Origin of the sequence: Vibrio sp. SCSIO 43009 (assembly GCF_023716525.1) — a bacterium.
GTDB lineage: Bacteria > Pseudomonadota > Gammaproteobacteria > Enterobacterales > Vibrionaceae > Vibrio > Vibrio alginolyticus.
In genome coordinates this window covers 3,213,211-3,232,363 of record NZ_CP071842.1, presented here as the reverse complement: position 1 = coordinate 3,232,363, position 19,153 = coordinate 3,213,211, and the positions used below count along the sequence as shown (strand labels likewise).

15 protein-coding genes are annotated in these 19,153 nt (G+C 46.2%); 5 read left to right on the top strand and 10 right to left on the bottom strand.

The features are described 5' to 3' along the window. Positions 1-23 precede the first annotated feature (23 nt). The 5 genes from gepA to glnA all read right to left on the bottom strand — a co-directional run bounded on the left by gepA (position 24) and on the right by glnA (position 7,499). Entirely contained in the window at positions 24-2,570 is a 2,547-nt protein-coding gene (gene gepA, locus J4N43_RS14990; RefSeq protein WP_053349757.1) for a phosphodiesterase GepA, read from the bottom strand. Positions 2,571-2,672: 102 nt separating this feature from the next. Continuing rightward, positions 2,673-4,076, bottom strand: coding sequence for a nitrogen regulation protein NR(I) (glnG, locus tag J4N43_RS14985; RefSeq protein WP_005379267.1), 1,404 nt, complete (start codon positions 4,074-4,076; stop codon positions 2,673-2,675). Between the two features lie 57 nt (positions 4,077-4,133). After that, positions 4,134-5,180, bottom strand: coding sequence for a nitrogen regulation protein NR(II) (glnL, locus tag J4N43_RS14980; protein WP_017821940.1), 1,047 nt, complete (start codon positions 5,178-5,180; stop codon positions 4,134-4,136). A 132-nt stretch (positions 5,181-5,312) separates the two neighbouring features. Continuing rightward, positions 5,313-5,894 carry a DUF4124 domain-containing protein gene (locus J4N43_RS14975; protein ID WP_053307274.1) on the bottom strand — a complete coding sequence of 194 codons (582 nt, stop codon included), beginning with the start codon at positions 5,892-5,894 and terminating at the stop codon, positions 5,313-5,315. Positions 5,895-6,089: 195 nt separating this feature from the next. Next, positions 6,090-7,499 carry a glutamate--ammonia ligase gene (glnA, locus tag J4N43_RS14970; protein ID WP_005379275.1) on the bottom strand — a complete coding sequence of 470 codons (1,410 nt, stop codon included), beginning with the start codon at positions 7,497-7,499 and terminating at the stop codon, positions 6,090-6,092. 530 nt (positions 7,500-8,029) lie between these two features. Here glnA and typA point away from each other — a divergent pair. Both typA and J4N43_RS14960 read left to right on the top strand, forming a co-directional pair. Then, positions 8,030-9,859 (top strand): translational GTPase TypA, encoded by a 1,830-nt coding sequence (gene typA / locus J4N43_RS14965; protein WP_005379276.1) that lies wholly within the window; start codon positions 8,030-8,032, stop codon positions 9,857-9,859. A 72-nt stretch (positions 9,860-9,931) separates the two neighbouring features. Continuing rightward, the gene (locus J4N43_RS14960) at positions 9,932-10,474 is read left to right on the top strand and encodes an AAA family ATPase (RefSeq protein WP_252094119.1); all 543 of its coding nucleotides are present in this window, start codon (positions 9,932-9,934) and stop codon (positions 10,472-10,474) included. Positions 10,475-10,505: 31 nt separating this feature from the next. On the opposite strand, the gene J4N43_RS14955 is transcribed toward J4N43_RS14960, so the two are convergent. Further along, positions 10,506-11,147 carry a DUF2959 domain-containing protein gene (locus J4N43_RS14955; RefSeq protein WP_005382972.1) on the bottom strand — a complete coding sequence of 214 codons (642 nt, stop codon included), beginning with the start codon at positions 11,145-11,147 and terminating at the stop codon, positions 10,506-10,508. Positions 11,148-11,181: 34 nt separating this feature from the next. Between J4N43_RS14955 and J4N43_RS14950 the strand changes: the two genes are divergently transcribed. The 3 genes from J4N43_RS14950 (at position 11,182) to J4N43_RS14940 (ending at position 13,556) form a co-directional block, all read left to right on the top strand. Beyond that, a complete protein-coding gene (locus J4N43_RS14950; protein ID WP_005379281.1) occupies positions 11,182-12,126 on the top strand; it encodes a virulence factor BrkB family protein in 945 nt (314 codons plus the stop codon). Beyond that, entirely contained in the window at positions 12,098-12,532 is a 435-nt protein-coding gene (gene dtd / locus J4N43_RS14945; protein ID WP_005379282.1) for a D-aminoacyl-tRNA deacylase, read from the top strand. The genes J4N43_RS14950 and dtd overlap by 29 nt, the downstream gene beginning before the upstream one ends. A 106-nt stretch (positions 12,533-12,638) precedes the next feature. Continuing rightward, the gene (locus J4N43_RS14940; RefSeq protein ID WP_005379283.1) at positions 12,639-13,556 is read left to right on the top strand and encodes a bifunctional GNAT family N-acetyltransferase/hotdog fold thioesterase; all 918 of its coding nucleotides are present in this window, start codon (positions 12,639-12,641) and stop codon (positions 13,554-13,556) included. Here J4N43_RS14940 and J4N43_RS14935 read toward each other — a convergent pair. The 4 genes from J4N43_RS14935 to hslR form a co-directional block, all read right to left on the bottom strand. Further along, positions 13,542-15,659 (bottom strand): AsmA family protein, encoded by a 2,118-nt coding sequence (locus tag J4N43_RS14935; protein WP_053349755.1) that lies wholly within the window; start codon positions 15,657-15,659, stop codon positions 13,542-13,544. The two genes, J4N43_RS14940 and J4N43_RS14935, sit on opposite strands and share 15 nt — an antisense overlap. Before the next feature lie 190 nt (positions 15,660-15,849). Continuing rightward, on the bottom strand, positions 15,850-17,478 hold the full coding sequence (gene pckA, locus J4N43_RS14930) for a phosphoenolpyruvate carboxykinase (ATP) (protein WP_005379288.1): 1,629 nt from the start codon (positions 17,476-17,478) through the stop codon (positions 15,850-15,852). A 336-nt stretch (positions 17,479-17,814) separates the two neighbouring features. Then, positions 17,815-18,690, bottom strand: coding sequence for an Hsp33 family molecular chaperone HslO (hslO, locus tag J4N43_RS14925; RefSeq protein ID WP_005379290.1), 876 nt, complete (start codon positions 18,688-18,690; stop codon positions 17,815-17,817). A gap of 31 nt (positions 18,691-18,721) precedes the next feature. After that, positions 18,722-19,108, bottom strand: coding sequence for a ribosome-associated heat shock protein Hsp15 (gene hslR, locus J4N43_RS14920; protein ID WP_005379292.1), 387 nt, complete (start codon positions 19,106-19,108; stop codon positions 18,722-18,724). Positions 19,109-19,153: the final 45 nt, after the last annotated feature.

Below are 19,153 nucleotides of genomic sequence, written 5' to 3'. Positions count from 1 at the left end.
AAATCAACGATTCTCGCTCTTTTCTACTTCATGTTCACCAAATGTGTTGGCCATTCTTCTAGTGGCATAGGGCGGCTGTAGTAGAAGCCTTGCACCTGATTACAGCCTAAAGAGCGCAGTAATTGTGCTTGATTGCTATCCTCGACACCTTCCGCGACGACATTAGTTTTGAGACCTGCTGTGATATTGATGACGGCAGCGACGACTGAACTGTTTAAGTTTTCTTGTGTGAGTTGATTGATGAAGGTGCGATCAATCTTCAAGCAAGTAAACGGTAGAGAGTGGAGGTAACCCAGTGATGAGTAACCAGTGCCAAAGTCATCTATCGCGATACCAATACCCATTTCACGCAGTTTAGTCATGTTTTCTAGTGTGGTCGGTGCGCTATCAATGATGCGTGATTCTGTGATCTCTAGTGTGAGGTTACTTGCTGGTAATTTCGTGATATCCAATACGCTTGTCACCGTATCGACAAAACTTGGGCAAGATAGTTGATTAACGGAGATATTCACATGCAGTTGGAAGTCCGACGGCCACTGTTTGCTTTCGATCGCTTGGTAAGTGTCGCGACAAGCTTGTAACAGAATCTGTTGGCCAATGGCTTTGATCATGCCGCTTTCTTCCGCGATTGGAATAAAATCTAATGGTGACACCATACCTGAGTCGCTATGCCAACGCGCCAGTGCTTCGGCGCCACACACTGTGCCACTGACGAGATCCACAATCGGTTGGTAATGAGGAATAAACTCTCGGTTTTCAATGCCAGTTTGGATCTTGGTCAGCATTTGCGTACGAAACTTTGAAGCGCTCGCTAGTTCTGGGCTGTAGTGACAAACACCAGTCAGTGAGTCTTGTTTGGCGTAACTTAATGCGATGCTGGCGTTGCGTAACCATAAAGGCATGGTTTCGTTTGGCTGGGTTTGTACAATACCAAGTGAAATCTTCATCACTACATTCTCGCCTTCCACCATAAATGGGGTGGAAAAGAGTTGCTGTAATCGACGCTCGGTTTGTTTAATTTTGGTTTCAGTGTCGACATTTGAGAGAAACACCGCGAACTCATCACCACCAATCCGAGCCAATAATGCGTTGTCACGAAACTGCTGTTTTAACCTTTTAGCGATGCTGACCAACAACTGGTCGCCGTTGTGATGACCCACACTGTCGTTGATATCTCTAAATTTGTTGATACCAAGTAAAAATAAACTGCCGTGACAAAGATCAGACTGATTTTCACAGATTTCGACCAAACCCTGACGGCTATATAAGCGTGTCAGAGAGTCATAAACCAACTGTTCACGCAATGCTTTGAATGAAGCTCTTAGATTGTTCGCCATTTCATTAAAAGCATGGACCAGTACGGTTGTCTCATACACATAACCAGGCTTTGGCATGCCGCTATCCCAATCCCCATTTGCCAGGTGCTGAGCGGCGGCGGCCGTCGCGTTAATTGGTCTGGTAACTCGGTTGAAAATGATCCAACTGATGGCGATACCAAATAGGCTTACAATAATGCCAACGAGCCAGCTCTCTTGCTGGCTTTTTGGTAACAGGCCGAGAAGCTCAGACTCCGAAATGGAGGTGCCGATAAACCATGTTAAGCCGTCTTGGTCTCGATACGGGGTTAGCCGACTGAAAATACGTTGGCCATCATGTTCAAATGAAAAAGTATAAGGTTGCTTGGTGTTGTTGAGATCGAAAGACCGGACTCGGCTCGCACTGATTTTGATGATCGGGTCTGCGTTTTCAGCGGCAAGCAAACGCTGCCCTTTATCCGAAAATTTTGTGCCCCATGAGATGACGCTTCCCGGGCCTGAGTGAGCGATTAAACGATGATCTGGGTCCATGATGTAGACCGACGCTTTAGTGTTGTATTTTAACTCGCGCAGGAATTCGTTGAATGTATTGATACGAATGTCTGTCACCAAAACACCAGCAAATTGGTCGTGTTTGTACACCGGCGTCATGGCTGATAGCGTAATATCCTGGCGTTCATCAGCATTGGTATAAATTTCAGACCAAGTGGCGTTTTGGCTCTCTGCAACGGGCTTATACCATGGGCGAGTGCGAGGATCGTATTGGGAGATAACCGTTCGAATGTTGTTACTCACATGGTTGGTTCCATAAATAACCAGATCACCATCGGTGTGGCGATCTTGCACCATTAAGGTGTAATCGTCGGAAAGTTCGCGGCGAAAGCCTGCAAAGTCGCCGTTTTCTGAACCAAATGCGATTACATCCAACTGCGGTATCGATTGGTAAAGATTTTTGAATGCACTTAGCAGGTAGTTTTGAATGTCTGAGGTATCGTGAGGGCGATAAAGGTTGTGATAGCTGACGTTGTGCGCGAGAGCCATAACCGCAGTAAAAGGCTTACGTAGATAGCTATTGAGGTGGTCGTGGACACTTTCGGTTAACACGGAAAGTTGCTTGTCACTGATATCCGTGACCACTTCTTCGTAACTTTGTTTTTGGACGTAGACAATGACACCGATCGCCAGTAAGAAGATCATGACAAATGGAATCAGAACAGCAGTACGCAGTGTAATTTGAGTCGTAGCAGTAGACATCGCCTAATCACATAGATGGTGGTGCGCCACAATTGTACTGATGTTTTTATTAATATCGAGTGACAAACGACGCTCGTTGTTAACGCACCACGTAAGTGATTGTCAGTACAATTCTTTTAATTTTCTGGTGAGTGTATTTCGCCCCCAGCCTAATACTTTAGCGGCATCTTGCTTATGACCTTTAGTGTGCTCTAAGGCTGCTTCTAATAAAATGCGTTCAAATTCTGGTAAAGCGTAAGAAAGTAGTTCTTTATCTCCTGCTGCGAGTGAATGCCGTGCCCAATCCGCCAATTGTTCTTGCCAACTACCATGTGCAGAGTCTGAAATGGATTTTTTCTCTTCTAGTAGTTCGCTTGGCAAGTCATTTGGTAACACCTCGCTACCACTGGCCATAACGGTTAACCAACGGCAAATATTCTCTAATTGACGCACGTTGCCAGGCCAATCAAGGCGGTTAAGAATCTCTACAGTCGACGGGTGGAGAGTTTTTGTTTCCACACCAAGCTCATCAGCCGCACGGATAAGAAAATGCTGTGTAAGCTTTTCAATGTCTTGCTTACGCTCACGCAGTGCCGGGATCTGAACGCGAATCACGTTTAAGCGATGAAATAGGTCCTCACGAAAGTCACCTTCGTGCACCAGCTTTTCTAAGTTCTGGTGTGTTGCCGCGACAATTCGTACATCGACACTGATCGGAGAGTGACCGCCCACTCGATAAAACTGCCCGTCAGCTAGAACGCGTAGTAAACGAGTTTGAATGTCCAATGGCATGTCGCCGATTTCGTCTAAAAATAGAGTGCCGCCATTGGCTTGTTCGAATCGTCCTTGACGAACATTGTTTGCCCCCGTAAACGCGCCTTTTTCGTGGCCAAACAGTTCTGATTCAATCAAGTCTTTGGGAATCGCCGCCATATTGAGCGCAATGAAAGGTTTGTTAGCACGTGGACTGTGACGGTGCAGTGCATGAGCAACGAGTTCTTTACCCGTGCCCGATTCACCGTTAATCAAGACTGAAATAGAGGAGCGAGAAAGACGACCAATGGCGCGAAACACCTCTTGCATCGCTGGTGCTTCACCGATAATTTCAGGCGTTTCTGCTGGAATGTCTTCTGGAGAGAGCTGCTCGCGTTTGTTTTCGTGGCTGTGTGCAATGGCTCGTTCAACCAGAGTTAAAGTTTCATCAATATCAAAAGGTTTTGGTAAATATTCAAAAGCACCTTTTTGGTACGCATTCACTGCCGCATCTAAATCTGAATGCGCGGTCATGATAATCACGGGAAGGTCTGGGTAATCGCGCTGTACTTGCTTTAGTAGCTCCAACCCATCAATACCTGGCATGCGAATGTCTGATACTAGAACATCCGGCACTTCGCGTTCGAGCGCCATTAACACGCTTTCTCCATCGGCATAGGTTTCACATTTGATGTTGGCAGAGGAGAGCGTTTTCTCCATTACCCAGCGAATTGAACTGTCGTCATCAACGACCCAAACATATCCTTTACTCATGTAGTAATCCTTGCAGCAAACCGAAAAACTGACGCGACTTGAAGTCCATTAGCGCACTCAGATCGGCAGATAAATAGTAAATGTTGTGTGACCAGGCCAGCTTTCTACGTCTATTTTTCCATTGTGCTGGTCGATCAAATTTTGCGAAATAGATAGCCCTAATCCAGTTCCTCCCTCGCGGCCACTGACCATGGGATAGAACAGCGTGTCTTGTAGTTCCGGTGGAATACCTGGGCCGTTGTCTGTGATTTCGACACGAGCAGCGAGTTTACAGCGTTTGCCGTGAATATTGGCTTGATGCACCGTTCTGGTGCGAATGGTTATTTTCCCGTGTTCTTGATGGCTAAGAATTTGTGCGGCGTTGCTGACGATATTAAGCATTGCCTGCTCGATTTGGTCTGTATCCATCAAAATCTCTGGCAAGCTTGGGTCATAATCTCGTTCAATGATGATTGAGCGTTGTGACTCTAATTCAACCAGCTGGCGAACCTTTTCAAGAATTTGGTGCAGATTCTCTTGTGTCTTCTTACCTGGCTTCTGCGGTCCTAGTAATCGATCCACGAGCGCCCTTAAACGGTCTGCTTGCTCAATGATGATGTGTGTATATTCGGTGAGAGAGGGCTCTGGCAGCATTTTTTCTAACAATTGCGCCGCACCGCGTAAGCCGCCAAGCGGATTTTTGATCTCATGTGCAAGCCCTCGGACTAACAGCTTCGCCGCTTGTTGTTGGGCGTGTTGGTTCAGTTCTTGAGAGAGTCGGCGCTGCTGATCAATTTTGCGCATCTCGACCAGAAGCATCAACTGCTTTTGCCAAGTGATAGGGCTAACCGTCACCTCTAGCATTAAAGGGCGGCCATCAACAACGAAAGTGACGTCACTGTCGGTGATGCTTTGGCCACTTTGCAACGGTTGAGTGAGCAGCGCGAGATCCAGCGACGCATGCTGAATCAATTGAGAAAGTGATTGTTCAATAATTCGTTTGGCGCTTTGAGAAAATAGCAACTCGGCAGCCGGATTGGCATAACGGATGGCCAATCCATCATCAAGAATCAGCGTTGCTGTCACCATATTGTTGAGAATGGCACTAGGAAGACTGGTATCCACATTACGTCCTTGTTTTGCTTTAAGATTGTGCGATGCACAATAATGGTGCAATTGAACGTTAAGTATGGCGAATAAATCTTAGAAGAAAAAGTGAAAAGCACCGCTGTGATGTGATTTTTTTCACCAGATATTCTATTTTGCCCCTTTTACGGTCGGCTTAACACTTGCTCTATGTAAATGCACCGTTATAGGGCTAGTAGATGCAATAAGCTTGCCGCTTCTTTTCGCGTGCACAGCAAGTGTGTGAGTGCCTCGGTCAATATTGTTTAACTGCCACACTATATGGCTTTGTGGTGCACCATAAGGTTTTCCATCGAGTAACAATTGCAATTGCTCACCGATACCAAGCTTGCGATTGGTTTCTAATTGAATATTGATGATGCCTCGATTGCTGCGGATGGTCTCGTTGTGCTTGGGAGTCAGCATCGAGAGTTGTAATGGAAGAGGCTTCTCGGTTGTTTTCTCTGGCTTGTTTTGTGATGCAGTAGATGGCGTAGTCTGAGGTGCGAGCGATTCAGTACTTTCTACCTCAGGAGCTGGTGCGCTGGCTTCAAGGTTTGGCAGTGCGATCGCTTTTGCTCCTTTGTTTGGCGTATCACTAAAGTGAACCACGCCATTTTCATCTACCCACGTATACGCGACCTGCGCGAAGGCGATAGAGGCGATTAACAATCCGCTGAGTGCACACAGTGATGGAATAAGCTGAACTTTCATTGCTCACCTTCTCTTGTTCGATGATTTCACGTTTCAATGGCTTAGCTCTTTGACCTGTAAGGAAAAATTCTAAGCGTATTTTTATTATCCCCTCATGTTAAACGTCGAAGCTTGAGTGGCGAATACAAAAAAGGCCCGCCTGCGAGGCGAGCCTAATATTTTATTGCTGTGTTTACATTTTACACAGTGTCGACCTTACACAGAGTAGTAAAGTTCGAACTCAACAGGGTGAGTTGTCATGTTCACACGCTCTACGTCCTGAGACTTAAGGTCGATGTATGAATCGATGAAGTCGTCAGAGAATACGCCGCCCGCTGTTAAGAACTCACGATCAGCATCTAGCTCTGCTAGCGCGTCTTTTAGTGAGTATGCAACAGTTGGGATTTCTGCTGCTTCTTCAGCTGGAAGATCGTAAAGGTCTTTATCCATCGCTTCGCCTGGGTGGATCTTATTCTTGATACCGTCAAGACCAGCCATAAGCATTGCTGCGAAACATAGGTATGGGTTCGCCGCTGGGTCACCGAAACGAACTTCGATACGACGTGCTTTCGGGCTTGGTACCACTGGGATACGGATTGAAGCAGAGCGGTTACGCGCTGAGTAAGCTAGCATTACTGGTGCTTCGAAGCCTGGTACAAGACGTTTGTACGAGTTTGTTGATGGGTTAGCGAATGCGTTGATTGCACGAGCGTGTTTGATGATACCACCGATGTAGTAAAGCGCCATTTCAGATAGACCGCCGTACTTGTCACCAGCAAATAGGTTTACGCCATCTTTTGCTAGAGACTGGTGAACGTGCATACCGCTGCCGTTGTCGCCAACAAGTGGTTTAGGCATAAACGTCGCTGTTTTACCAAACGCGTGAGCAACGTTGTGTACAACGTACTTGTAGATTTGGATTTCGTCAGCTTTGGTTGTTAGCGTGTTGAAACGAGTTGCGATTTCGTTTTGACCCGCCGTTGCCACTTCGTGGTGGTGCGCTTCAACAACAAGACCCATTTCTTCCATTACTAGACACATAGCAGAACGGATGTCTTGAGATGAATCTACTGGAGCTACTGGGAAGTAACCACCTTTAACGCCTGGACGGTGACCTTTGTTACCTTCTTCGTAGTCAGAACCTGTGTTCCATGCCGCTTCTACGTCGTCGATCTTGAAGAAAGAGCCTGACATGTCCGTCGAGAACTTCACGTCATCAAATAGGAAGAATTCTGGCTCAGGACCGATAAGTACAGTATCTGCAACACCTGTAGAACGCATGAAGTCTTCAGCGCGTTTTGCGATAGAGCGTGGGTCACGGTCATAGCCTTGCATTGTTGCAGGCTCTAAGATGTCACAACGGATATTTAGTGTTGCGTCTTCCGTGAATGGGTCAAGCACAGCAGAAGATGCGTCAGGCATCATTACCATGTCTGATTCGTTGATACCTTTCCAGCCAGCAACTGATGAACCATCGAACATTTTACCTTCTTCGAAGAAGTCTGCGTCGATTTGGTGAGCAGGGATCGAAATGTGCTGCTCTTTACCTTTTGTATCAGTGAAGCGTAGGTCAACAAACTTAACTTCGTTTTCTTGGATCAGCGATAGAACGTTTTCTACTGACATCTTGGATAACCTCCAGTGTTAATAAGCGGTAAAAGCTCGATTTATGAATTATTCATGAAACCTGGCATTGATTAATCAATTTGACTTTTCATTAATCGATGCTGTTTTAACTAAAGCCAAAACCGTGCCAAAAAAAATATTCCATTAATTTCAAGCAATTGTGTTTTTGAATGCTAGTTTGGTGCACTTGCTTGCACCAAAATGATCTTTGCTTGCACTATTATGGTGCCAAAAATCATTGTTGCACCATAATGTGACAGGTACATTGCGTATTCAGCCCAGTTTTTGAGCAAGAGTCAATTTGAATTATGCATCGATTAGAATAAAGTTGCGTTTAATCAATTCGTTCTGAGGAAGAAAATGGGCATTAAGCGTAAAAATCGCAGAAATGCTCGGGAGTAGATCACATATTTCTAGGCTTTTTGCTAAAATCTGGTACATTATGGCCGTTTTTTTAATCAGCAAATGTCGCCAGAGAGCACCCGTTCTCAGCGTGGGGGCATTTCATCTATCTAAGTGAATCAATATCCATGGCTACTCCACAGATTGATAAATTAAGAAATATCGCGATCATCGCGCACGTTGACCACGGTAAAACCACGTTGGTTGACAAGCTGCTACAACAATCAGGCACGCTTGAGTCTCGCGGTGAAGCTGAAGAGCGAGTCATGGACTCGAACGACATCGAGAAAGAGCGCGGTATTACCATTCTTGCTAAAAACACAGCAATCGACTGGAACGATTACCGTATCAACATCGTAGATACTCCGGGACACGCGGACTTCGGTGGTGAAGTTGAGCGTATCATGTCGATGGTAGACTCTGTACTACTTATCGTTGACGCAGTCGATGGTCCAATGCCTCAAACGCGTTTCGTAACACAAAAAGCGTTTGCTCACGGTCTAAAACCAATCGTTGTAATCAACAAGATTGACCGCCCTGGTGCACGTCCTGATTGGGTTATGGACCAAGTATTCGATCTATTCGACAACCTAGGTGCAACTGATGACCAGCTAGACTTTAAAGTAGTTTACGCATCAGCACTTAACGGCTGGGCTTCTCTAGAAGAAGGCGAAACTGGCGAGAACATGGAACCACTATTCCAAACTATCGTTGATGTTGTTGACGCGCCAAATGTTGACCTTGATGGTCCACTACAGATGCAAGTTTCTCAGCTAGACTACAGCTCTTACGTTGGTGTTATCGGCGTGGCTCGCGTAACTCGTGGTAGCGTTAAACCAAACCAGCAGGTAACCATTATTGGTGCTGACGGTAAAACTCGCAACGGTAAAGTGGGTACAGTAATGGGCTACCTTGGCCTAGAGCGTCACGAAGTGGAACAAGCTAACGCGGGTGATATCATCGCAATCACTGGTCTTGGCGAGCTGAAAATTTCTGACACTATCTGTGCACAAAACGCAGTAGAAGCATTACCACCATTGTCTGTTGATGAACCAACAGTAACAATGACGTTCCAAGTAAACACGTCTCCATTCGCGGGTAAAGAAGGTAAGTTCGTAACGTCACGTAACATCCTTGAGCGTCTTGAGAAGGAATTGGTACACAACGTTGCGCTACGCGTTGAGCAAACAGACGATCCAGATAAATTCCGCGTATCAGGTCGTGGTGAACTTCACCTTTCTATCCTGATCGAAAACATGCGTCGTGAAGGCTTTGAGCTAGCAGTATCTCGTCCAGAAGTAATCATCAAAGAAGAAGATGGTCAGTTGATGGAACCGTTCGAAACGGTAACTATCGACGTAATGGAAGAGCACCAAGGCGGCATCATGGAGAACATCGGCCTACGTAAAGGTGAGCTGAAAGACATGTCTCCAGACGGTAAAGGTCGTGTGCGTATGGACTTCGTTATGCCATCACGTGGTCTGATCGGTTTCCAAACGGAATTCATGACACTGACTTCAGGTTCAGGTCTTCTTTACCATACGTTTGATCACTACGGCCCTCACAAAGGCGGTAACATCGGTCAACGTGTAAACGGTGTACTAATCGCGAACGCGATGGGTAAAGCGCTAACTAACGCACTGTTCAACCTTCAAGAGCGTGGTCGTCTATTTATCGGTCACGGTGTTGAAGTTTACGAAGGTATGGTTATCGGTATTCACAGCCGTGACAACGACCTAACGGTAAACGCACTGAAAGGTAAGCAGCTAACCAACGTTCGTGCATCTGGTACCGATGACGCACAGGTTCTTACCCCGCCTATCAAGATGACTCTTGAGCAAGCACTAGAATTCATCGATGACGACGAGCTAGTAGAAGTAACGCCTGAAAGCATCCGTATCCGTAAGAAGTTCCTAACGGAAAGCGACCGTAAGCGTGCTTCTCGTGGCGCGAAATAATTTTCGTTAAGCGATTCAATTAAGAAGAAGCCTCGAGTTATGCTCGGGGCTTTTTGTTTTCTGGAGTTGAATATGAACCCGATTATTATCACCGGTGGGCCAGGTGCGGGAAAAACAACACTGCTGAATGCGCTAGACGCGTGTGGTTACGCCACGTTTCCTGAAGGTTCTCGCGACTTGATTGAGCAGCAAAGCCAGTTAGAAAATGGTGTTTTGCCGTGGACGAATTTACCTGAGTTTGCCAAGTTATGCCTTGGGTTGATGGACAAACAAAAGAGGGATGCGCGTTGTCATGATGTTGCGTTTGTTGATCGCGCCATCCCCGACATCATTGCATACCTACAAGTGGGCGGCTGTAAGGTTGACCAAGCTTTCTTAACCGAAAGCGCTGGGTACCATAGTCAGGTGTTTACTTGTCGACCTGAAGCATCCATTTACGTACAAGATGAAGTGCGTCCGCACAGCTTTGAAGAAGCATTGGAGATTCATCAGTCGTTAGTGAGTGTCTATACTGAGTTGGGTTATGAAGTGGTAGAAGTGCCATGGGGAACTGTACCAGAGAGGGTAGGCTTTGTTCGAAGAGTCATCGGTTTACTCGGTGAGGTCGCCGACTAAAACCTCCTCACTAGGAGGAGGTCTAAATCATTTACTTTTGATTGAGCTTTTGTAGGAATTTATCGGACTCTGCAATCGCTTCGTTCATTTGTTTGATCGCAAACTGAATGTCTTTCTCTAAGCTAGAGAACTCACCTTGCAAAGAACCAATCGCACTGGCGTTAAGGTTGTGTTTTAAGTACAACGTGTTGTCACGTAGCGTATCCAGTACCGGTGTCATCTTTTTCTCTGCACGCTTCATAGCGCTAAGCATGGTTTTGTACGAGGCTTTGGTTTCACGTAGTTTTTGCTCGCTTGAACGACGCAGTTTCGCACTCGAGTACAGCTCTAGCTCATCTTGCCACTCATCAAACAGTGCGCCAGATACGTCTTCAATCGCAGCAATACGGTCACGTACGTCTTGAGCCGCTTTTTCGCTATCTTCGTATTTGTCATTGATGTTGTTGTAGACATTTTCTAGCTCACCACCATCAAAGTTGGTGATCGCAGACAAGGCTTCAAGTGCACTGGTGAATTCTTCTTGTGCATCTTGTTGAGATTCTTTGGCATCTTCGACGCGGTCGACCATAATATCTCGTTTATGATACCCAACCTGCTCCATTGCTGAGTAATAAGCAGATTGACACCCTGTTAAAGTGAAAATTGATAGTACAATTGCTAATAAATAAGGCATTCTTATGTCCTCGGCGCTAATTATGGGATGAACTATGAACCAGTTATCAGAGAGTTACAAGGCGAGATTAATCAATCTACTGCCAAGTTGCGTCGCGTTTTTTAAGTATCTTCTTAAGCGATTAACGCATGACCGTGTGAATGTGAACGCGGGCTATCTTGCCTACATTACCTTGTTATCCATCGTGCCAATGCTGACGGTATTGTTATCAATATTGTCGAAATTTCCCGTTTTTGCGAACGTTGGTGAGGTGCTGCAAGGCTACATTATTGAGAATTTTGTGCCAGCTTCTGGAGAAGCTGTACATACGGCATTACAGGAATTTGTGGCGAATACGGGCAAAATGAGCGCGGTTGGCGGTGGGTTTTTATTCATCGCAGCGGTCATGCTGATTTCCAACATTGATAAGAACTTAAACTACATTTGGCGAGTTAAAGACAAGCGCCGTTTAGTCTTTTCATTCTCTATGTATTGGATGGTACTCACGTTAGGGCCGATCATGGTCGGTGCGAGTATTGCGGCGACGTCGTACGTGACTTCGCTGCAAATTTTAGAGAACGAGACATTATCTGGTGCGTTTAATTTATTTCTGCGTTGGCTACCGTTGTTGCTGTCCTTTTTTGCTTTTCTTGGCTTGTATATTCTAGTGCCGAATAAAAAAGTACACCTCGCTCATGGTGCCATGGGGGCAGCAGTCGCCGCGATACTGTTCGAGTTGAGTAAAAAAGGCTTTGCGCTTTACATTACTCAGTTTCCGTCTTATCAGCTCATCTACGGCGCGTTAGCCGCGATTCCTATCTTATTTGTTTGGGTGTATTTATGCTGGATGATCGTGTTATTGGGGGCGGAAGTTACGGCTGCGCTTGGTGAGCGAGAGCACTGGAGTGAAGATTTAGACATGATACACTCGACCGCTGAATCTCAGTTAACAGATGAAGGAAGCGAGAGTAGTGATAGCGCTAATTCAACGAGTCAGTGAAGCAGCCGTCCGCGTGGATGGTGAAGTCGTAGGAGAAATTGATCGTGGTCTGCTGGTCTTATTGGGCGTAGAGAAGGACGACGATGAAGCTAAAGCAAAGCGTTTAATGGAGCGTGTTACAACCTACCGTGTGTTCGAAGATGACGAAGGCAAGATGAACCTGAACGTTAAACAGGTGGAAGGTAAAGTGCTGGTGGTTTCTCAATTTACGCTGCCTGCGGATACAAAAAAAGGCACGCGAGCTGGCTTTTCTCGCGGTGCGCATCCTGTTGATGCAGAGCGCTTGTATGATTACTTTTCTGACTTGTGTGAAGAAGTCTTACCCACACAGCGTGGCCGCTTCGCTGCCGATATGAAAGTGTCCTTGGTGAATGACGGTCCTGTGACGTTTTGGTTGCAGGTCTAATCTGGTAACACAGGCGCCATAGTCTAAGCTTTAACTCCAAGCTCATGGAATTGGCTTGGAGTAATTTTTCCGACACTGATTAGTGTTGTGCTTTCAAAGGATTGATATGTTCAAACTCATTACTCCCAAAACCGATAATCAGATAAACAAGTATTATCAGTTTCGCTGGCAACTGCTTCGTGAGCCATGGCGTATGCCGATCGGCTCAGAGCGCGATGAATACGACGAAATGAGTCATCACCGGATGATTGTTGATGGTCGAGGTCGTCCTATGGCGATTGGCCGTTTATACATTACGCCGGACAATGATGGCCAGATCCGCTATATGGCGGTTAAAAATAATCGCCGTAGCAAGGGGATGGGTTCGCTGGTTTTGGTTGCACTAGAGTCGTTAGCGCGCCAAGAAGGAGCGAAACGCTTGGTGTGTAATGCCCGTGAAGATGCCATCGCCTTTTATGAAAAAAATGGCTTTGAGCGTCGAGGCGAGCTGACCGATGAGCGTGGCCCTGTGCGCCATCAGCAAATGGTGAAGCAACTGGATCCGATGGCCAATGTGTTACGTCGCCCTGAATGGTGTACTGAGCTTCAACAGCGCTGGGAGCAACAAATCCCAATTAGCGACAAAATGGGGATCAAAATTAACCAGTACACGGGTTACCAGTTTGAATGCTGTGCGCAGCTTAATCCTAACCTTAATCCGCATAATACCATGTTCGCTGGGTCAGCTTTTACCTTAGCAACCCTTACAGGGTGGGGGATGACGTGGTTGCTGCTTAAAGAGCGTGGGTTGCACGGTGATATTGTGTTGGCCGACAGCTCTATTCGTTATCGTCAACCAGTCGAACAAAACCCCGTGGCGAGTACTTCGTTGGATGGGATCAGTGGTGACCTAGACCGATTGGAGTCGGGACGCAAAGCACGCATCGTTATTCACGTAGTGATTTATAGTGGTGACACGCCAGCTGTGGATTTTGTCGGTACCTATATGTTGATACCGAACTACTCGCAGTTACTCAGTTGCTGATGGGGTAAGCGCCGACTGATCTGCTGGGCGCTTATCTGTTTCACCTTCTTGCTCTGTCGGTGAGAGGGTTTGTTCTGCTGCGGTATTCGTGTCGGGTACTTCATCTTCTTCGATAACTTCTTCGTAAAGCTCTTCCTCTTGAGTCTCCAAGTTGATGTTATCAATTACGGTTGGCTGCTCGATGGAAGGTTCATTTTTCTGTGGAGTCTCAATATCAGTAGGCTCGGCCAGTTTTGATGCGTTCACGCACTCATTACGGTGGGTTTCACCACTTAGTAGATCGCCTTCAATGTTTCCGCACGTCTCTTCCAATTGATAAGTAATGCCACTTAGCGGGTTGTTGGCCATATCAAATGTTCCCCAAACCTTACCACTTATGGCTTTTCCTGAGATTGTGACCGGCTTTATGGCTACTTCCCCTCGTTGCGCGCTTAAACGCAGTGGACTTAAGGTAATGGCTTTGAGCGAATGATCCGCTTGGGACTTCAAGCGGGTATCTCGGAGATTGGCTTCCACTTCACCCGATAAGCTGTAGGCCAGCATGTTGCGATCACCTGATAACCCTTGTAGATCGAGGCTGAGATCGGAAAAACCATCAATAGCCAGTGTGTCGGGTAAAAAATAATCGTGGAAGAGCGATAAGGGAATACCATCAGCATTGACGTTGAGCGCCCAAGGTTGGCTCGGGGTACTCAAATCTATTTGTCCGATGCCTTCTACGTAGCCTTGCTCGAGTGGCGCAAAAAGGCGAGTCAATTGCCAAAAGCCATCTTTGCTTTGCATGGCAAGTGCTGCGTGAGACGTGAGTATTTGGTCATAGCTGGCATTGACAACGCTGACTTCCAATTCACCTTGCCAAAGGCCCCAACGTTGAGCCGACTGTTTAATATCAAGCTGTTGCCCTTCGATATTTAAACCGGAAAGTTGCCAATAAGGTTCGTGAGATAGCTGGATAATTTGGCTGCGCTCAATGTCGAGTCGTTCGATTGCAACATGCTCTAACTCGCTGGTGGCGGCGTGCCACCAATTTAGGTTGTCTTCTGGCTGTGTTGCCCACTTGAGGCCTTGAATAGAGGCTTCTTTGAGCTTCCATTGTGTTGGCGTGAACAATCCAGAAACTTGCACTCGACCTTGCTGCCAATCTAAGCTGAGCTCGTTGAGCTGGATTACTCCTGGCTCGATAGCGGCACTCAAACGTGGCTCTATTGCGGTTTGCTGCTGGAATCGAACGCTATCCGCCTGCAATGACACTTGAGCTTTTGTCTTCCAGAGAGACAGTGGCAGTGTGGCGTTTTCCACAGAAAGATCCAAGTTCTGCCAGTGCCAGTCGCCCCATTCAATATCGGCGTTAAGCAAATCTAAGCTATTAATATGATTAATGTTAAATGGTAGATCGTGCCAAGGTTTTGCAAGCAGTGATTGGCGCTGCGTATTACTCAGTTTCAGCTTGTTGATGGTCACATTTACTAAAGACCAGCCTTGAGGATACTGCTCCCCTTGCCCAGATATTTGACTGTTACGCCAGTTAAAAGAGGTGCCATAAAGCGTACTGTCTTGCGGTTTGTAGTCTATATCGACTAAGACTTGATTAAAGGCTTCGCCATTCCAATAGAGTTGGTCAGCTGCAAGTTGAACTTCGCCATATGGTATTAATTGACCATTCCATTGTGGTGATTGAATTTGAAGGTCAATGCCATTGGCAGAGAGCTGCTCGTCGGCGTAATCAATATTTTTGAGCGCGATTTGATGGAATAAAACGTTCTCTAAAGGTGGGAGCTTTGGTGCGCCATACTGCAAGCTCATACCATCAATCAATAAACTATCAACGATCCATTTACCATCGCGATAAACATCGGGATTCATCCATAAATCGACTTGATCGATGTAAGACGCATCGTCTCCGCTGGTGTTTACGCGTTGTAAAGTTAGGTGATAGGGAAAGCCATAACGCACGCTTCCGGCCCGGAAGGGAAGAGAAAAGGTGTTTGACAGCAAGCGCCAGGTTGCGTCCGCGTAAGATGTTGTTAGCAGCGCAATCGTAGCGGCTGGAATGGCAACTAAGATAACCAGTAACAGAAGTAGAACTCGACGCGCTGTTTTCATCTTTGCTAGAACCTACGTGTGTTATGAAATAAAACTAGATAGGCTTTAGCTTGTATCAATATTCTGTGGTATTCAATAAAAAGCCCCTCAAAAGAGGGGCTTGAAGCAATTTTTGTAACTTGGCCTACGTAAAGGTGATAAGTTAATGCCAACTTTTCACTGCGTTTACGCGACGTCGCTGTTACTCGATTTAATCAATCTGAGGACCAGCCGCAACCAGGGATTTACCTTCAGCGTTGTCTGTGTATTTATCAAAGTTATTGATAAAGCGCGCTGCTAAATCTTTCGCTTTGCTTTCCCACTGAAGTGGGTCAACGTACGTGTCGCGAGGGTCTAGAATGCTAGGATCCACACCTGGTAGTGACGTTGGTACTTCAAGATTGAAGATAGGAATGTGCTTAGTTGGTGCTTCTTCAATCGAACCATCAAGAATGGCATCAATAATTCCGCGTGTATCTTGAATAGAGATACGTTTGCCAGTGCCGTTCCAACCTGTATTCACTAGGTAAGCCTCAGCGCCTGCTGCTTCCATGCGTTTTACCAGTACTTCCGCGTATTTTGTTGGGTGGAGCGTTAGGAACGCCGCGCCGAAACAAGCAGAGAAAGTTGGTGTTGGCTCAGTAATACCGCGCTCTGTTCCCGCTAGTTTGGCGGTAAAGCCAGACAGGAAGTGGTACTTAGTTTGCTCAGGTGTCAATTTAGATACTGGAGGCAGTACGCCAAATGCATCGGCTGATAGGAAGATCACTTTATTCGCGTGACCGCCTTTTGATACTGGCTTAACGATATTATCGATATGGTAGATAGGGTAAGAAACACGTGTGTTTTCTGTTTTCGAACCATCATCAAAGTCGATAGAGCCATCGCCACGTACTGTTACGTTTTCTAGCAGTGCATCACGACGAATTGCGTTGTAGATGTCCGGCTCCGCTTCTTTCGAAAGTTTGATGGTTTTTGCGTAACAACCACCTTCGAAGTTGAAGACACCGTCATCATCCCAGCCGTGCTCATCATCACCAATTAGCGCACGTTTAGGATCAGTCGACAGGGTCGTTTTACCCGTACCAGATAGACCGAAGAATACCGCTACATCGCCATCTTTGCCCATGTTAGCGCTACAGTGCATTGATGCGATGTCTTTTAGTGGAAGGAAGTAGTTCATCATGGCGAACATACCTTTCTTCATTTCACCACCGTACCAAGTACCACCGATAAGTTGCATGCGCTCAGTTAGGTTAAATACGGTGAAGTTTTCTGAGTTCAGGCCTTGCTCTTCCCATTTTGGATTAGTGCATTTTGCGCCATTCATTACTACGAAGTCTGGTTCAAATGTCGCTAACTCTTCTTCCGTCGGGCGAATAAACATGTTTTTAACGAAGTGCGCTTGCCATGCGACTTCTGTGATAACACGAATGCTCAAACGTGTATCTGGGTTTGCACCACAGTAACCGTCAACAACAAACAAGCGTTTGTTAGAAAGCTGGTTTGTGACCAGTTCTTTTAGCTCGTCCCACACTTCAGGAGTGATTGGCTTGTTATCATTTTTCACTTGATCAGACGTCCACCACATATGTTCTTCTGTCGTAGCGTCTTTGACGATGTATTTATCTTTTGGTGAGCGACCAGTAAAGATGCCAGTGTCAACGGCAACCGCACCTAGTTCAGTAACCACGCCGCGCTCATAACCGGTTAGGTCTTCACGCGTTTCTTCCTCAAACAACATTTCGTAGCTTGGGTTGCGAATAACCTCTTTTACGTTATGCAGTCCGTGCTTGGTTAGATCAAGTGTTGCAGCCTTAGTATGTTCCATAACGGTCATAGGTGCTCCTTATAAGGATTTTGTAGGGATTTTGTAAGAATGTTTTAATTTTAATCTGCTCACCATGCTAGCAACGGGGCGGGGAGAAAACAGGGAGATAGCTCAAAATTTACCCATGATTTCAATAAGGTTTTAGGTAACCCGTCACATATTGGTGGGAATAGTCTATCGTGCACGCAATCCTTTGCGCTAGGGCAAAATCATTATTAATTGTTTAAAATTAAGCAGTTGTTTTATTACGCTTGAGGCTAGTTATTACGAGGGGTTGATCACAAAAAGGCCAGCATTAAGCTGGCCTTTTGTAGGGTAAATTACGTGCTTGATAAGCTATGTAAATTAATGCAGGGTTTTCTTGTCTGTAGAAGCTTGTGCATACAGTTCAGTGACTTCAGATTCGTCGAACGTATAAGTTGTGCCACAGTAATCACAATGTAAAGAAACTGATCCAACTTCTGCCAAAATGTCATAAATTTCAGCTTTCTCAACGGTGATGATTGCGGCACCGCTACGCTCACGAGAACAGCCACAATGGAACTCGACAGGTTGCGGCTCGTACAGACGTACTTTGTCTTGGTTATATAGTCGATACAATAACTCGTTCGCTTCTAAACCAAACAATTCTTCATCTTTTACTGTGTCAGTGAGCTGCTCTAGATGTTCGAAATCATCTGGAGAGCCAGTGCCGTCAGGGATCACTTGAATCAACATACCTGCTGCGTGTGCTTTGCCTTCATGCTCACCAGTGCGGATCCATAGGCGCGTTTTTAACTGCTCTGAGTTTGCAAAGTAGCCTTCTAGCACTTCTGCTAAAGTGTCACCTTCTAGTCCAACGACGCCTTGGTAACGCTCGCCGTTTTTCGGTTCAATGGTGATCACAAGGTAGCCCTTACCCATTAGATCGTGAATATTTGCGTCATCGGCAACATCGCCTTCCCAGCGAGCTACGCCACGAACACGTTGGTTATGGTCACCGTTGATAACGGCAAGAGACACAGGACCGTCGCCTTGTAGCTGGATGGTGATCGAACCTTCGAACTTAAGAGTGGCAGTTAAAAGAGTAGTTGAAACGAGTAGCTCACCCAGCAGTTTCTCTATTGCTGCCGGATATTCCTTGCTGGAGATAACACGTTGGTACGCTTCATCCAATTGTACCAACTCGCCACGTACTGAAAGATCTTCGAATAGGTAGCGGTTTAAAACATTATTTGCCATGGAGTGCTTTCCTCGTTGGTAATTCCGGCTTTTATTGGTGTTTGAACTTAATGATGTCTCTGCGCTGCTTTTTATCTGGGCGGCGTTCCGGACTTGGGTTGTGGGCATTAAGCTTACGTTGAGTCGCGTGTTCCTCACGTTTTGCGATACTCTCATTGGTTTCGCGATATAAGGTTTGTGCGATGGGAGCGCCTCGGCGTTGATCTGAGATTTGTTCGATGATCACGATTTTTTCTTCGTTGCCTTGACGAAGTCTGACTTCAGCGCCCACTTCAACGATTTTACTCGGCTTGCTTCGTTGGCCATTATAGTGGACTTTACCGCCATCGACCATGTTACGCGCGATGGAGCGGGTTTTGTAAAATCTTGCGGCCCATAGCCATTTATCTAGCCTAACGGCTTCATTTAGGGAACTCATAGAACACTACGCTATCTAATCACTGCCCGAATACGGCAATGAGTG

Bases quoted from the DNA above. Each gene is read 5' to 3' on its own strand.
- J4N43_RS14940 (WP_005379283.1), top strand. From the start codon at position 12,639: ATGTTCAAACTCATTACTCCCAAAACCGATAATCAGATAAACAAGTAT.
- hslR (WP_005379292.1), bottom strand. From the start codon at position 19,108: ATGAGTTCCCTAAATGAAGCCGTTAGGCTAGATAAATGGCTATGGGCC.
- gepA (WP_053349757.1), bottom strand. From the start codon at position 2,570: ATGTCTACTGCTACGACTCAAATTACACTGCGTACTGCTGTTCTGATT.
- pckA (WP_005379288.1), bottom strand. From the start codon at position 17,478: ATGACCGTTATGGAACATACTAAGGCTGCAACACTTGATCTAACCAAG.
- glnA (WP_005379275.1), bottom strand. From the start codon at position 7,499: ATGTCAGTAGAAAACGTTCTATCGCTGATCCAAGAAAACGAAGTTAAG.
- typA (WP_005379276.1), top strand. From the start codon at position 8,030: ATGGCTACTCCACAGATTGATAAATTAAGAAATATCGCGATCATCGCG.
- J4N43_RS14955 (WP_005382972.1), bottom strand. From the start codon at position 11,147: ATGCCTTATTTATTAGCAATTGTACTATCAATTTTCACTTTAACAGGG.
- glnG (WP_005379267.1), bottom strand. From the start codon at position 4,076: ATGAGTAAAGGATATGTTTGGGTCGTTGATGACGACAGTTCAATTCGC.
- J4N43_RS14935 (WP_053349755.1), bottom strand. From the start codon at position 15,659: ATGAAAACAGCGCGTCGAGTTCTACTTCTGTTACTGGTTATCTTAGTT.
- hslO (WP_005379290.1), bottom strand. From the start codon at position 18,690: ATGGCAAATAATGTTTTAAACCGCTACCTATTCGAAGATCTTTCAGTA.
- J4N43_RS14975 (WP_053307274.1), bottom strand. From the start codon at position 5,894: ATGAAAGTTCAGCTTATTCCATCACTGTGTGCACTCAGCGGATTGTTA.
- J4N43_RS14950 (WP_005379281.1), top strand. From the start codon at position 11,182: ATGAACCAGTTATCAGAGAGTTACAAGGCGAGATTAATCAATCTACTG.
- J4N43_RS14960 (WP_252094119.1), top strand. From the start codon at position 9,932: ATGAACCCGATTATTATCACCGGTGGGCCAGGTGCGGGAAAAACAACA.